This window comes from Streptomyces sp. NPDC005141 (assembly GCF_053599975.1).
Map to the genome: position 1 here is coordinate 1 of NZ_JBSFYW010000058.1, position 13,832 is coordinate 13,832.

The 13,832-nt window shown below is 72.0% G+C and carries 13 protein-coding genes and 1 pseudogene; 3 read left to right on the plus strand and 11 right to left on the minus strand.

Annotated features, from left to right (window positions below; translation table 11 throughout):
• Positions 1-145: 145 nt before the first annotated feature.
• From ACWD68_RS32935 to ACWD68_RS32970, 8 genes are all read right to left on the minus strand, one after another.
• Positions 146-268, minus strand: coding sequence for a 50S ribosomal protein L36 (locus tag ACWD68_RS32935; protein ID WP_451810116.1), 123 nt, complete (start codon positions 266-268; stop codon positions 146-148).
• Positions 269-309: 41 nt separating this feature from the next.
• Complete coding sequence (locus ACWD68_RS32940) at positions 310-570, minus strand: type B 50S ribosomal protein L31 (protein ID WP_451810117.1); 261 nt, start codon at positions 568-570, stop codon at positions 310-312.
• A 76-nt stretch (positions 571-646) separates the two neighbouring features.
• Positions 647-811 (minus strand): 50S ribosomal protein L33, encoded by a 165-nt coding sequence (gene rpmG / locus ACWD68_RS32945; RefSeq protein WP_266764526.1) that lies wholly within the window; start codon positions 809-811, stop codon positions 647-649.
• A gap of 135 nt (positions 812-946) precedes the next feature.
• Positions 947-1,402 (minus strand): TetR/AcrR family transcriptional regulator, encoded by a 456-nt coding sequence (locus ACWD68_RS32950; RefSeq protein WP_451810118.1) that lies wholly within the window; start codon positions 1,400-1,402, stop codon positions 947-949.
• A 78-nt stretch (positions 1,403-1,480) separates the two neighbouring features.
• Positions 1,481-2,182, minus strand: a complete 702-nt coding sequence (locus tag ACWD68_RS32955) for a DUF4232 domain-containing protein (RefSeq protein WP_451810119.1) — start codon at positions 2,180-2,182, stop codon at positions 1,481-1,483.
• Positions 2,183-2,313: 131 nt separating this feature from the next.
• Positions 2,314-4,188: a M48 family metalloprotease gene (locus tag ACWD68_RS32960; protein WP_451810120.1), complete on the minus strand. Its 1,875-nt coding sequence runs from the start codon at positions 4,186-4,188 to the stop codon at positions 2,314-2,316.
• A gap of 64 nt (positions 4,189-4,252) precedes the next feature.
• Entirely contained in the window at positions 4,253-5,062 is an 810-nt protein-coding gene (locus ACWD68_RS32965) for a hypothetical protein (protein WP_451810121.1), read from the minus strand.
• Positions 5,063-5,129: 67 nt separating this feature from the next.
• The gene (locus ACWD68_RS32970; protein WP_451810122.1) at positions 5,130-6,005 is read right to left on the minus strand and encodes a hypothetical protein; all 876 of its coding nucleotides are present in this window, start codon (positions 6,003-6,005) and stop codon (positions 5,130-5,132) included.
• Positions 6,006-6,450: 445 nt separating this feature from the next.
• On the opposite strand from ACWD68_RS32970, the gene ACWD68_RS32975 reads away from it, so the two are divergent.
• Positions 6,451-8,802: a SpoIIE family protein phosphatase gene (locus ACWD68_RS32975; RefSeq protein ID WP_451810123.1), complete on the plus strand. Its 2,352-nt coding sequence runs from the start codon at positions 6,451-6,453 to the stop codon at positions 8,800-8,802.
• Positions 8,803-8,932: 130 nt separating this feature from the next.
• Here the strand turns inward: ACWD68_RS32975 and ACWD68_RS32980 are convergent, their stop codons facing one another.
• The 3 genes from ACWD68_RS32980 to ACWD68_RS32990 form a co-directional block, all read right to left on the minus strand.
• Entirely contained in the window at positions 8,933-9,382 is a 450-nt protein-coding gene (locus ACWD68_RS32980) for an ATP-binding protein (protein ID WP_451810124.1), read from the minus strand.
• 134 nt (positions 9,383-9,516) lie between these two features.
• Positions 9,517-10,758, minus strand: coding sequence for an NAD(P)/FAD-dependent oxidoreductase (locus ACWD68_RS32985; RefSeq protein WP_451810125.1), 1,242 nt, complete (start codon positions 10,756-10,758; stop codon positions 9,517-9,519).
• Between the two features lie 481 nt (positions 10,759-11,239).
• Positions 11,240-11,632, minus strand: a complete 393-nt coding sequence (locus ACWD68_RS32990) for a PRC-barrel domain containing protein (protein ID WP_451810126.1) — start codon at positions 11,630-11,632, stop codon at positions 11,240-11,242.
• A 220-nt stretch (positions 11,633-11,852) separates the two neighbouring features.
• Between ACWD68_RS32990 and ACWD68_RS32995 the strand changes: the two genes are divergently transcribed.
• Together ACWD68_RS32995 and ACWD68_RS33000 are read left to right on the plus strand one after the other, a co-directional pair.
• Positions 11,853-12,224, plus strand: coding sequence for a hypothetical protein (locus ACWD68_RS32995; protein WP_451810127.1), 372 nt, complete (start codon positions 11,853-11,855; stop codon positions 12,222-12,224).
• 974 nt (positions 12,225-13,198) lie between these two features.
• Positions 13,199-13,669, plus strand: a pseudogene (locus tag ACWD68_RS33000) (hypothetical protein); the annotation flags it as partial.
• Positions 13,670-13,832: the final 163 nt, after the last annotated feature.

Consider the following 13,832-nt stretch of genomic DNA (forward strand, 5'->3'; position numbering starts at 1 on the left):
GCCCCCCCGGGGGCCCCCCCCCCCCCCGCGGCCGGGCCGGCCCCCACCCCCCCCCGGGGGGCCGGCCCCCCCGCGGCCGGCCGGACCGGACGGCTTCCCCCTGCTCCCCCGACGCCCCTGAATCGGGCGATTCCCTGATCCGCCGTCAGCCCTGGCGGGCCTTGAGGCGCGGGTTCTTCTTGTTCACGACGAAGACCACCCCGCGCCTACGGACCACCTGGGACCCGGGCTTGGACTTCAGCGAGCGCAGTGACTTGCGTACCTTCATGGTTCTGTTCTCCTCCTGCCGGACTCGGCGCGCTCCGGCGTTCAGTGCCGGTTCGACGCCGCGCGGCCGTAGCGGCGCTCGAAGCGCTCCACCCGGCCGGCGGTGTCCAGGACCCGCGAGGTCCCGGTGTAGAACGGGTGGCTCGCCGACGAGATCTCCACGTCGACGACCGGGTGGACCGCGCCGTCCTCCCACTCGATCGTCTTGGCCGACCGCGCGGTCGATCGCGTCAGAAAAGCGACGCCGGCGGCGCGGTCCCGGAAGACGACGGGACGGGATTCGGGGTGAATGTCGGGCCTCATGGGGTTCCCTCCTCGGTTACGGCAGGTGCGGCTGCGGATGCGCCGGGTACGGCTGCCCGCTGCGCCCGTCGTGGGGTCAGCGCTCCTCCCGGAACGCGACGTGCTTGCCCGCCAGCGGGTCGTACTTGCGCAGGACGAGCCGGTCGGGGTCGTTTCCGCGGTTCTTGCGCGTCACATACGTGGCGCCGGTCCCGGCCGTCGACTTCAGCGTCACGACGGGGCGCGCTGTGCTGCGTGCCATGAGGTCCTCCTTCGCGCACCATGCACGGGCCTTGACTCGCGCATGCCAATCAGTTACGTGAGCTGTAACAGCGCACCCCGCGTCCGCATTCCCGGACCCGTCACGAGGCCCCCGCGGCCCGTCCCATCTGGGCGACTACACCTCGCGTACAACACCGGCGACGACCGAGCTCACCGTCCGGCGGACGTCCTCCTGGCCGGGGGGTGTACCTTCCCGGCCCGCGAAGAGCAGATGACCGGTCCCGATCAGCGTCAGCGCGAGTGTGTCGACGTCGGCGTCCGGCGCGACGCGGCCCAGGTCGCGCTCCGCCCGGAGGTAGGAACCGATCATGCCCGCGGCCTCGGTCAGAACGGGGAGGCCCGTCGGTGTGGTGGCCCGCAGCCGGGCGCGCAGGGCGTCCCCCGCGATGACGAGGCCGAGGATTCCCAGGGCCAGGGGCCCGAACACCTCGGCCGGCGCGGTGGCGAGGTTGCCGTCGAGGGTGCCCGTTCCTGCGGACTCGCGCAGAGCGGCGGCCCGGACGTCGAGCCGGGCTATCCGGTCCCGCACGAGCTCGGCGAGGAAGTCCCGCGCACTCACCCGCAAGGTCACGACGAGAGTCGCCCCCTGCCCCTCACACCGGCGCGCCGTCGCCCTCGGCGGGCGGCGGCGACGGCGGGCCGGTGATGGTCAGGAGGGCTTCGTCGCGGTGACGGCGGTGACCGTCGCCTTGTCGTCGCACTCGGCCAGCGCGCCGTCGTCGAGGGCGAGCTGGTGTGCTCCGCCGGCGGGGAGACCCACCACGAGAGTCGGGTAGGTGACCGGCTCCGACCCGGAGACGCAGTAGCCGTCACCCTCGCCCTGCACCTGAACGAACGTCACCTTGACCCACGCCTTCGCGCCGGGTGCGAGCAGCACCTTGGACGCCGAGCCCGTCGGAGTCACCGCGAGCGGGCGGCCCTTCTCGGGGGATCCGTTGGGCGCCCCCGCCACGGTCGGATGCCCTTGGACGGCACACGACTTGCCGGACATATTGGTGAACTCGACGATCACCGCGCCGATTCCGGTGCCCTCGGGCCGGACGTCGGCCTGGTACATGAACGACTTCAGGGACTCCCCGGCGCAGGTCTTCGTCGCCGGGGTCGCGGTGGCGGTCGCCGAACCCGGGGCCTTGGGAGTGAAGGTCACGGCGGGCTCGGTGGACGATCCCTTCCCGCCGGGCGACGTCGCGGGTTTCGGGGAGCCGGCGGACGAGGCCGTCGGCGAGGCGGCGGACCCGGCGTCGTCGTCGCCCGGCTGGCAGGCGGTCATGAGAAGCGCGGCCGCCGAGACGGTCGCCATCGCCAGAGCGGCTCCGCGGACACGTGACCCGTAGTGCATCCCGTACTGCATGAAGTCCCCCGATTTTGAGATGTTCAGCCGCCGGTGTCTCACCGGCAGTCACCGTTAGGGATCGCCCGGCGGCTTCCCGTGGTTCACCTGCGCACGGGGCTGTGACACGACGGTGACGGGGCAGGTACGGATCACTCAGGACCCAGGGTCAGCGACAGGCGCTGGGCGGTGCTCGACGTCGAGGCGAACTCCCGGCAGTCGACCACGGCCCGCATGTCCCGGGTCACGGCTCGGACGAGGTCCAGCCGGGCCGTCGGGCCCGCGCCGCCGACGAGCCGGGCCTCCATCCAGGTGGTGGTCGCACTGACGTCGGTGTGTTCCGTGCGCTGCCCGGTCAGCAGGCGTGTCGTGGCGTCGGCGGAGGTGGTGCGCAGGAGGGGGACTTCGGCCCGGTCGGCGGTCAGCGTGCCGTCGTCGTGCAGCGTCCAGCGGGCGCCGCGCAGCCGGTCGCCCACGTCCTGTGCCTGGTCACGGGTTCCCGAGAGGGCATCGGAGGAGGTGACGTCGAGCGTGCGGAAGGTGCGTGTTCCCCGCGGCCGGTCCGGCTCGGGGTCACCGGACGGCGGCGGCGTTCCGGGTGTGAAGGCCGGGAGTCCCGGCGGACGTGTCGGATCGCGCGGTGCCGCACGGCTGGGGCACGCCGTCGTCGTGGCACCGGCCCGGGCACCGCCGCCACCCGGCGCCCGCGTGGCCGGGGCGGTCGGCCCCGCCCGGTCGTCGGGGAAGACACCGCCGGGCGGGCGGGAGACGAGGGGCAGCAGTCCGACGAGCAGGAGGACCGCCGGGAGCAGGACGGCTGCCGTGTGGACCTTCGCGGACCGGGACACGGCCGCCGCGTCCCGCCGTACGGGTCGCACGCCGGTGACCAGCGGCCAGACCAGCGTGATGGCGAGCGTCGCCCACCAGGCGGGCTCCCTCACGAGCGACTCGTGGGCCAGTGCGAGGACCTGCCGGGTGGCGCGGTCGCCCTCCGCGCCGAGCAGCGCGTAGGCGGAAACCGCACCCACCATCGCCAGCGGCAGTTGGGCGAGCAGCGTGAGGGGCCACAGCAGTGCCGACAGGAGCTGGACCCTGGTGGTCTCGCCCTGCGACACGCACCAGATCCGCATCCTGGCGGGCGGATGGAAGAGCCGTGCGAGACCTCCGTGATCGCCCTTCTCGAGGCGGCGCGGAGCGCGTACGAGGTGGTCGGCGCCCGCGGCCCGAGCGGCGAAGCGGTCCGCGCCGAGCTCCGCCGACCAGAGCGCGCCGACCACGAGGAGCAGCACTTTCGGCACGCTGAAGAGAACCAGCACGACTTCGGCGAGCGTCAGGCGGGCGGTCGCGTTGCCCGTGACGAACAGGAGGGTGACGGGCAGCACGACGAAGCCCGCGAGGACGTGGGGCCAGACGCGGACGAGGGCGGTGAGGGGGCTGCCGAGCCCGGTGACGTACTGCTCGCCCTGACGCAGATGGCCGAGTTCGTGCAGGAGCACGGCGCGGGCCGCCTCGGTGTCCGTCTCCCACAGATGGACGAGCGGAGCGAAGACGCCGATCCGTGTGGTGCGCCAGCTGCCCGGATAGACGCGGGCGGAGAGTCCTTCCTGGGTGCTCAGGCGCAGCTGGACGCCTGGTGCGCACTCGTCGACGAAGGCCGTCATCCGGGTGGCGAAATGCGGTTCGGCGGGCCGGCCGGGATGACCCGGTGCCGCCGCCGGGGGTGCCATCAGCGGATGGTCGGGAGCCAGGAGTCCGTGGCGGCGCTCGACGACCCGGCAGCGTGCCCGCGGGGCGAGGAGCGCGAGGACCGCGGCGAGCAGGAAGAAGAGGGGCAGGAGCTGGACCAGGCTGAGCATGGCCGTGACGAAGGTGCCGCGTCCGGGCCCGTCGAGCCGGGCGAGTCCCGCGCCGACCGCGAGGGTGTGTCCGGTCAGCGCGGGGATCTGGACGAGGAAGAGAAGCAACGTCAGCCACAGCCACGGCGGTGGCCCCCACGAGCCGGCGGGACGCGGCGGCGGGTTCCTCATGACGCCGTACGGCGGTGGCCGGGGCTCCGGGACGGTCGGTGGACCTGTGCGGTCGACGCCGTGCTCATCCCTGGTTCGTTCCCTCGGGGCCGGGCGGCGGCGCGTGGCTCGTCGTACGGGGCCGTCCGACGCGGGACAGCAGACCCGACGCCGCCGAACGCAACCGGCGCAGTTTCCTGCACCGGCCGCCCGCGCCACGTAAGGGCGGCGGTGGTTCGTCACCGACCAGCGCGTCCAGGAAGGCCGCCGCTTCCGCCGGATCGCCTTCGGTCAGCAACCGGGCGGTGAGCCGTGCCGCCAGCTCGTCGGCTTCGGTCGGCTCGATCCCGCGGGCCCGGAGCCGCCCGCTCATGCGCAGAGCGGCTCGGACGACCTCCGCCGTGGGGAGGGCGGGCCCGGGGCCCGCGTCGCCCGAGGGAGCGACGGCGGCCGGTAAGTCCTCGTCGTCCCCGGCGCCTTCGTCGTCCCCGTCGTCCCGTACCGGCGGCGACGGTGCCCTGCCTTCCCCGGTCGCATCGGCACCGGGTCCGCCGGAGTCGTCCTCGCCCGGTCGCCCGGACGCGGAGCGCCGCTGGGCCCGTAAGCCGACCAGCAGTCCCGTGGCGGAGAGGACATTGTTCAACTCAGGGCTGCCCAGAGCCGATTTGAGCGCTTCGGCCGTGTGCGCCAGCCCGTCCAGCACGACGGGAAGGACGGAGACCGCTCCGCCGCCCATACCGCCGGGCGCGTGTCCGGGCGAGGAGAAGAGGTCACGGCGATGGGCGCCACCCGCGGCGTACGCGCGAGCGGTCTGAGCGGCGAACTGGGTCTCGTCGGGAGCGGCCCACTCGGAGATCCGCACGCTCCAGCCGTCCAGCCGATCCGGTGTCGTCATCCGGTCTCCCCCGGTCCGCTCGCCTCGCGTTCCTTCCACCCGGTCCCGGTTGTCCGCGGGGCGGGGGTCACGAGGCCGTGCCGTCGAACTCGAAGCGGAACGCGACCATGCCGTCGATGCTGCTGCCCTCGGCGCTGAGTGATGCGGCGGAGCCGTCGAGCCGGCCCGTGAAGGTCGTGCCGGAGGCCAGTGCGTGCGGATAGCCGCCGGGCAGCTGGCCGAGGTCGGAGCGGCAGGCGACGACCGGGCTGGGCCAGTTGAGCAGGTTCAGGGCGACGGCCTGCTGGGTGTGCGGGTCGGTGAGCCGGGCGTTCATGTCGCCGTCGGACCACTCGATGTCCCAGTAGGTCAACAGGAGATGCGGATCCCGGGGGTTGCCGGCCAGGTCCTGACTGGAGGTCGTGCTGACCGCCGAGGACCAGAACGACACCGCGCCGGCCTGGGAGGGATCGCCCGCCGCGAACAGCAGCGAGAACGGGTTGCTCTCGGTCTCGTCACCGCCGGTCTTCGGCCGGCTCAGATCCAGGGTGCTGTTCATGGAATAGGTCTGGCTGCCCGCCCGATGCCGGGAGCCGTCGGTGGTGCAGTAGTCGTAGATGTCGACGGTGATGTTCGCGGTGCCGCTGTATCTCTTGCCCCACAGCGCAGACGCGTCCGAGGCGTCGGCCGCGATCGGTTCGTCCGGCGAAGCCGTCGTGGCCGGTGCGTCCGTAGGCGTCTGTGTCGGCGTGGCGTCGCTGACCGAGGGCGTCGGCTCGGGCGGGGAGGCGGACGCGGACGTCGGCGGATCGGACGCCAAGGTGCTCGCGGACGCCGTCGACGCGTCGGCTGTCGCCGCGCCGTCGTGCCCGCACCCGGTCAGCGCGGCGCACAGGAGTCCTGTGCAGACCGCCGCGACGAGTCGGGTCCGGCCGATTCCGGGCATTCTTCGAACACGCGCCATGACGGGCATGACATTCCCCTCCCGCACACCGGGTCGCCCCCCACGAGGACCCAGGACATGCGGGACATTACGCGGCACGCTCGTTCCTCACTCGGCTGGAAGTCGTTCGTTACCGATTCGTGCCTGCCAATGGCCTCGCGAGCACCGCGCGGGTCCATCGGCGAAGGTCCTGGCGCACCGTGGGCGACGCATACGGGACGGGACGACCGGCCGTGTCTCCGAGCTGGGGTGTGGTGATGGGCGGAGACCGGGACCGGGTCGGGGTTTCCGGGAGGCGGACGTCGACGCGCATTGCCTTCAGCGAGGTCCTACATTAGTAAAATCAGCGTTTAGTGGACCAAAAGCACGTGATTCGCTATCTGACCTCCTCCGGTGAGATTCAGCCGTCGAAGTCGTCCCATGACGCGGGGGTGCCCAGCCGGACGCACAGCAGAGGTGATGTCCGGTGAGTGGTGGTACTCCGCTGATGGTCGTGGACGGCTCGGGTGTCGTCGTTCGGTGGAGCCGCAGAGCTCGGGAACTCTGGCATCGCTCGGAGTCCGAGGCCGTGGGAAGAACAGCCCTGGCCATGGTCATGCCGGGCATCGGGGGGTCCGGCGACGCTGCGGAACCCGGAACCGGGAGCGGATCCGGGACCCGGGGAATCCACGACGCCGACGGAAACCCGGTGCATCTCCGCGTCCAGGTGGTGCCGCTCTCCGACGGCGAGGTCGCGTGGGGCGTCTTCGAGGCGGACAAGGGTGCCGCCCCCGTCGGCACCCGGACGGCGGTGTCGGACGTCCTGCGCGCGAGCACGCGCGAAGCGATCTTCGTCCTGGACGCCGAGCTGCGCGTTCTCAGCGTCAACGACGCGGCCTGCGGGTTGTGCGACATCGCGGCGGACAAGGCCCTGAACCGCCCGGTCACCGATGTGTGCCGTCCCTCCAGCCCGCAGGAGTTCGAAGGCGTCCTGCGGAGCGTTCTCGCCGACGGCACCTCCGTGACCGGCCACATCGTCCGGCTCGACCCTGTGGACGGTCCGCCGCCGGAGCGTTTCGCGGAGATCTCGGCGTTCTCGCTGAAGAACGCGCACGGCCTGGTCGTCTCCATGACCGAGGTCACCGAGCCCATGAGGGCCGAACGGCGCCGGGAGGCGCTCGGTTCGGTGCGCGAGCGGGTGGGGCGGAACCTCGACGTCGTCACGACCTGCCAGGAACTGGTGGACGCGCTGGTGCCCGGGTTCGCCGACATCGCGGTGGTCGAAGTCGTCGACGCGGTGGTACGGGGTGAGGATCCTCCGCTCAGCCCCCTCGCACGCGACATCCCCCTGCGCCGCGCGGCCTTCCGCAACGGGGGACCCGCTCACATGGCGCAGGCGCATCCGGTCGGCGACGTACGGGCCCTGCCGTCGCCGACGCCCTACTCACAGGTGCTCAGCGATCTCAAACCGCGGGCCGTCGCCCTGGACAGCGGCACCCCCTGGCTCGACGCCGATCCGGATCGGGCCCGCGCCATCCACGCGTCCGGCGCCCACACGCTGCTCACCGCCCCGTTGGCGCTGCGCGGCGCCGTACTCGGACTGCTGAGCCTGTATCGCGTACGACCGAACGACGCCTTCGACGAGAACGATCTCGACGTCGCCCAGGAAGTGGCCACTCATACGGCGCTCAGCCTCGACAACGCCCGCCGCTACACCCACGAGCACACGATCGCGGCGGCGCTGCAACGCCATCTGCTGCCTCCGGATCCCCCCTCCCAGACGGCCATGGAATTCGCGCAGTTGCACGTCCCGGCCGACGTGGGAGCGGGTACCTGGTTCGACGCCTTCAGCCTGCCCGGTGCCCGCACCGCGCTGGCGATCGGGGAGGTCAGCGGGACCGGCATCGACGCCGCGACCGCCATGGGCCAGCTCCGGACGGTCATCCATTCGCTCGCCGCGCTCGACCTGGAACCCGACGAGCTGCTCGCCCGCCTCAACGACGCGGTCGTACGGCTCGCCTACGAGCGGGCGGCCCTGCCGCCGGGCGATCCACTGCACCAGCAGCCGCTGAGGGCCAGCTGTGTCTACGCGGTCCACGACCCGCTCCAGAAGGCCTGCGTCATGGCCTCCGCCGGTCATCCCGCGCCCGTCGTCGCTCATCCCGGCGGAGTCGTGCACGTCCCGGAACTCCCGACGGGCCCTCTTCTGGGCAACCCGGACGGACCTCCCTTCGCGACCGCCTCGATCCCCATGCGGGACGGCAGCGTTCTCGCGCTCCGCACCACATCCTTCCCGTTGTCCGGAAGCGCGGACGGACACCGGCCGGATCCGCTCCGGGAAGCGCTGACCCGGCTGGACCGCCCGCTCGAAGACGTGCGGGACGACATCCTCTACAGGCTGCGCGACACGTCGGGCACCCACGACGTCATTCTGCTGCTGGCCCGCACCCGCGCCTTTCCGCCGGACCAGGTCGCCACCTGGCCTCTGGACTCCGTACCGGCGGCGGCCGCGACCGCACGGCACCACGCTCAGGACAGACTCAGGCTGTGGGGTGTGGACGAAGAGACCGCCTTCGCCACCGAGTTGATCGTCAGCGAGCTGGTGACCAACGCCGTGCGCCACGGAGCGCCACCGATCCGGCTGCGCCTCATCCTGGACTCCACGCTCACCTGCGAAGTCAGCGACACGGGCGGAGCCGCTCCGCGCCTGCGCCACGCCCGCACGGTCGACGAAGGCGGACGCGGCCTGTTCATCTGCGCGCAGCTGAGCCACAACTGGGGCATCCGCTACTCCGCGGAGGGCAAGACGATCTGGACGGAGCAGACCCTGCCGCAGTGAGGCCCCGGGCCCGCCGGGAGCCGACCGGATCCCGTCTCACCGGGCCGACGGTCGGTGCGAACGGCGGATGGTCCTCGTGGCCGAGCCGGGTGGTCGGCGTGTCGGGAGCGGTGGGCCGGATCGCCGCCGCCTAGGCGGCCCCCGCGTGGACGCCGGCCGCCGCGCAGTCGACGTCGGCCCACACGGTGTGACCCTCGGCCGCCGGCTCGTCTCCCCAGCGCGCGGCGAGGGTGTCCACGATCAGGAGTCCGCGGCCCCCGTCGGCCAGGGAGAAGGACGGATGCCGCCAGGTGGCCCTGACGAGGCCGACGTCCGGGCCGGTCCCGGCGTCGGTGACCTCGATCCTCAGGCACCGGCCCGCGTCCGTGCGGGTCTCGGTGAAGACCACCCGGACGGGCGGCCGACCGTGCTCCAAGGCATTGGCGAGCAGCTCACCGGTCACGAGCAGGACGTCCTCGCACGCGTCCTCGAGACCCCATTCCGTCATCCTGTGGCGGAGGTCCTCGCGCTGCCTGCGCAGGACCGGTGGTCCCGCCGCCGGGACCACACACTGCATGTACGTTCTCTTCATCCTCGTCATCGCGGTTCATCCCTTGAGTTCCCTCAGTGGAGATCCGTAGCGGCGGCTCCCGCGGATGGGACGTTTTCCGCGGGGTTGCCGACCGCTGTGCGAGGGGAGAGAGGCGGCGCGCTCGACTGCCTCGCGCGGCGCGTCTACCGGGCCAGGTCCCGCGCCACCTCGCGTGCCGCGCGGGCGCCCGACGCCAGCGCGCCCTGGACCGAGCCCGTGGCCCTGTGGTCCCCGCACACATAGCGGCCCGGGGCCACCCGGGCGGTCCGGCCGAGCGGATGCGGCGGAGGCATCGCGGGCAGGGCGTCCGGAACGGTACGGACGGTCAGCAGGTCCCAGTCGGCGGTGTCGGTGCCGTACGCCTCGGCGAGCGCGTCGCGCAGCCATGTCTCCCGGCCCTCCCGGTCGGGACCGAGGACCGAGGTGGCGATCAGCGACATCCCGGGTGGCGCGTACACAGGGACCACCCGGCTCAGGACACAGGTGTTGAGGAAGCGCCTTCTCGTGTCGGTCACCAGGGTGGCTTCGGCCAGCGGGGAGCGGGTCGCTGCGTGGTAGTACGTCGTCACGACGCGGTAGGCCGGAAGGTCCAGCTCGGGCAGCAGACGGGCGGCGGGGCCCGGACCCGTCGCCACCACCACGGCCCGTGCGGCGAGTTCGCCTCCGGCGTCCAGTTCCACGCCGTCGTCCGTGAGGCGCAGGACCGGCAGGCCGAGGTGGACGACGTCCGGGGGCAGCGCCTCGGCCAGCAGCCGGGGCACCGCCCCGATTCCGGCTCCGGGCAGGCACAGGGTGCCACGCAGCATGCTGCGCCAGACGAGATGGAACACCCGGCTCGAGGTCTCCAGTTGGTCCTCCAGGAAGACGCCGGACAGGAAGGGCCGGAAGAACCGCTCGACGAACTCCTCGGAGAATCCGGCCGCGGCCAGCGCCGTACGCGTCGTGCGGTCCTCCCCGCGTTTGAGCGATCGCGCGGGAGCGAGCATGTCCCGGCCGGACAGGGCGGCCAGCGCGATCAGATCGCGGATTCCCGCGAGCCGCCCCGGACGCAGGTCACCCAGTCTCCATGGACCGCGGGTCGGGTCGCTGAAGCGCAGCGTCCCGTCCTCCGTGTGCACGAGGATGCCGGACGTGAAGGGCCGCAGCCGCAGGTCGCGCAGCGCGAGCCGCCCCCGGACCTGCGGATAGGACGTGTTGAAGACCTGGAAACCCCGGTCGATGACGAACCCCTCGTGCCGGTCGGAACGCATCCGGCCGCCCACCCCGTCCGACGCCTCGAGGACGCGGACCCCGAAGCCGCGCAGGGCGAGATCACGGGCGCACGCCAGACCGGCGAGCCCGCCGCCGACGACCAGGACATCGGACACACCGCGCTTCGCGGTCATGGGCATCATCCTCCGAGCAGCCGGTCCGTCCGCGCGCTCCGCGGGCCGGCGGACGCGGTCGGTCCAGGCGCACCTGCCGACGGCCCCGCGCCGTCGTACGCGCCCTTCTGAACCGATCTTCCCGTCGGGGCCCCTGAGCGGATGCGGGCCACGCCGGAAGTCGGTGCCCCAGGTCACACGGACCGTCCGCCCCGGGGCGGAACCTTTCGGCAGGGTCGCCCGTTCTTAAGGGTGTGGCGCGGAGGGGACAGTGTCCCTTGGCCTCACCCAGGGCTTCTGGGGACGATCGTCCGGCTCAAGCCCCGGGAGCGGTTCGCCGAGAGGCGACCACCCTCCGCACACCTCATGAACGGCCCCGGCTGGTCTCCCCCGTCCAGCCGGGGCCTCTTCGCTGTGCGGCGCCGGTTCTCCGCGTCGCTCCACACAGGAAAAGGCGCCGGTGCCGCCCGTGACAGGGACAGCACCGGCGATTCGGGTCGCGTCAGTGGCCGGGCCCGTAATGGCCGCCGAGCTGGTCGCGGTAGTGCGGGTCTCCGAGATGCTTTTCCTTGTCGAATTCCGGCGCCGACTTGATCTCGTCCTTGGACCGGGCGACGTGGATGGTCTTGTCCTCGTGACTGATCGACGTAATCGTTCCGGCGGGCAGCAGGACCTCCTTGCCGAAGATCCAGACGCCGGTGTCGACGACGATGTACTGAGAACCGACCTCGTCGGAGTGCTTGTCGACCTTCCCGATGTGGCCGTCGGTCGCCTCCACCTTGTAGCCGGTGAGATCGTCGTCCGGCGTGTGACCGCTGGTCGGGCCATAACCCCAAAGGTTCTCGTTCACGAAGAATTCCTCCAACTCATCTGCGGGCGCGCTTCGGTCTCGCATGCGGGTGCGCGCTTCGGTGACCGGATTCCGATCACCATTTCCTCAGCGTGTTTCCCGCTGGAGGTCAACGGGTGTCCCTTTCCCGGCCGCTGACACCCGCCGTCCGGAGAATCCTCGATTTCCCGTCACGGCGGACAGCCGCGCTCAACGGGCGGGCGTAGTCGCGGGTTTCGGGGGAAGCAGGATGCCCTTGGGCCGGGCTGCGGGGAGGAGAGTTGTCATGCATCTGGCACGAATATCCGGGGAGAGCGCCGCTGCCGAAGGGTGGCCATGGGCACTGTGCGCGGTCGCGCTGTACGGCGTGATCAGCTACGGGCTCCAGTACCGGGCACGCGCCCGGCGTGGTTCCCGGCACCCGGCCCGTGACGCCGTGCACGATCTCAAGGACCGCGAAGAACCGCAGTCGTCCGCTCAGCACGCCATCAGTCGCGTGCTGATGTTCGGCGGCGGCGCGGCGATCGTGCTGGTCGCCCTGACGACGTCCGGAGCCGTGCGGATCGTGGCCGCGGGGCTGACCGCCGTGGTCGCCGCGAGCGCCTGGGCGTACTACGACCATCGCGCCGAGGCCCGCTCACTGGACCGGCCCGGCTGAGGCGGCGAGCCGCTGCTGCGGGGCCGACCGCTCCGGGGTCGGCCCCTGCCGAATCGGCCGCGCCGGGTCGGCCACTCCCCAATGGCCGCCCCGCGACCAAGGCTGGTGGGGCGCACCGGCGGAGCGCCGCTTGCCGATCTTCGCCCGGACGCGCTCCCTCGGGAATGGGCCGGTGAGACAGAAGCGGCCCCGCCGCGCGGTCCAGGGGGGATGGGACCACGGGCGGGGCCGAGAGCTCGGGGGTGCCGGGGGGAGGCATCCACGAGCGGTCTGCGACTCCTTGTGCCCGCACTCCCGCGAGTTCATGCACAGATTTTTCGAGCGGGAAAGAAGTACCGCCGCCCATGGCTCCGACCCGGCCGGAAAGAACCGGCTTGGCCGACTTCGCGGAGGTACCGAGCGCACCGCTGAGCGGAGCGCGGCGGGCGGCCGCCGGGCCGGCGGCACGTTCGGTGACAGCACGAACCAGGGGCGGTCCGGTGTACACCCCCGAGACCCGCGTGCTCCGCGCCTGACCCAGGTAGGCGCCCCCCATCGAGGACGAGCCCAGCCCGGCGGGGCGGTCGGTCCGCCGGCGCACAGGACTCCACAGGTCCGGATCAGGGTGGCCTAAAACCGATCATTCGCCCAGAACCCCTAGAGGTCTGGACCATTGGCACTCCGGCGGGGCGGACTCCGGCGTTCCCATCCGGACCTCTCGGACCTTGGCCAGCACAGGGGTGTTTCGTGCGGTAACCGAACGCTTTCCCACAGTGACCGTCGCGCCTCTGCCACAAGATCGACGGCATCCGTTCGATACCCGCTCTTTTCCGTCACGTTTCGCAGCAGGCGCACGAAAGCTACACAGAGACACCACTATGTGACGCGACGAAAGCGTGACGACCACGTCTGAGGGGGGCTGTGGCGTCGCGCCAGGGGGTGGTCCGCTCCATGGGAGCAGTACTCACCCCTGCCCGGGGAGGGATTTTCACCGCATGCAGCGGACCATTGGCACGACGGCGCTCACCGTCGGCGCGCTCTTCGCCTCACTCGGCTTACCGGCCGGCACGGCACACGCGGACACCGTGACACCCCGCATCGATCTGCGGGTCCTGATCGTGAGCGACGGCGGTCCGGCGACCGACGCGGTCGCGGCCGAACTCGCGGCCGCTGGAACGCCGTACACCGAGGTCGACCTGCGGCAGTCCGGACGACCGGTGATCGACGCCGGTTTCCTCGCGGACACGGTGGACGGCGTACCGCACGCCAAGTACCGGGCCGTCGTGCTGCCCAACGACAACCCGTTCGCGGCGAACTCCACGGAGATGGCGGCCCTCGCGGCGTACGTGCAGACCTACGCGATCCCGCAGGTCGACGCCTCCATGTACGCGCGCCCCCAGACCGGACTGCAGTACCCGGCCGACGGCGGCTACAACCCGCGGATGAAGGACATCGGCGTCGAACTGCGGCGCCGCGCCGCCCGGAAGGCCGCCTTCGACGTCGGCGAGGTCTCCGGATGGACCGCCCCGGCCCGCACACCGCTCACGCTCGGTCTGCCGTCGTCCACCGCCGGCCTGGCCTCGACCGTCGACGTCACCCGGCAGTCCGCGACCAGCAGCACGCCACGCA

Excerpts from the sequence above, each read along its gene's own strand:
- ACWD68_RS32935 (WP_451810116.1), bottom strand. The coding sequence starts at position 268 with ATGAAGGTACGCAAGTCACTGCGCTCGCTGAAGTCCAAGCCCGGGTCC.
- ACWD68_RS32940 (WP_451810117.1), bottom strand. The coding sequence starts at position 570 with ATGAGGCCCGACATTCACCCCGAATCCCGTCCCGTCGTCTTCCGGGAC.
- rpmG (WP_266764526.1), bottom strand. The coding sequence starts at position 811 with ATGGCACGCAGCACAGCGCGCCCCGTCGTGACGCTGAAGTCGACGGCC.
- ACWD68_RS32955 (WP_451810119.1), bottom strand. The coding sequence starts at position 2,182 with ATGCAGTACGGGATGCACTACGGGTCACGTGTCCGCGGAGCCGCTCTG.
- ACWD68_RS32960 (WP_451810120.1), bottom strand. The coding sequence starts at position 4,188 with ATGAGGAACCCGCCGCCGCGTCCCGCCGGCTCGTGGGGGCCACCGCCG.
- ACWD68_RS32965 (WP_451810121.1), bottom strand. The coding sequence starts at position 5,062 with ATGACGACACCGGATCGGCTGGACGGCTGGAGCGTGCGGATCTCCGAG.
- ACWD68_RS32970 (WP_451810122.1), bottom strand. The coding sequence starts at position 6,005 with ATGGCGCGTGTTCGAAGAATGCCCGGAATCGGCCGGACCCGACTCGTC.
- ACWD68_RS32980 (WP_451810124.1), bottom strand. The coding sequence starts at position 9,382 with ATGACGAGGATGAAGAGAACGTACATGCAGTGTGTGGTCCCGGCGGCG.
- ACWD68_RS32985 (WP_451810125.1), bottom strand. The coding sequence starts at position 10,758 with ATGACCGCGAAGCGCGGTGTGTCCGATGTCCTGGTCGTCGGCGGCGGG.
- ACWD68_RS32990 (WP_451810126.1), bottom strand. The coding sequence starts at position 11,632 with ATGCGAGACCGAAGCGCGCCCGCAGATGAGTTGGAGGAATTCTTCGTG.
- ACWD68_RS32995 (WP_451810127.1), top strand. The coding sequence starts at position 11,853 with ATGCATCTGGCACGAATATCCGGGGAGAGCGCCGCTGCCGAAGGGTGG.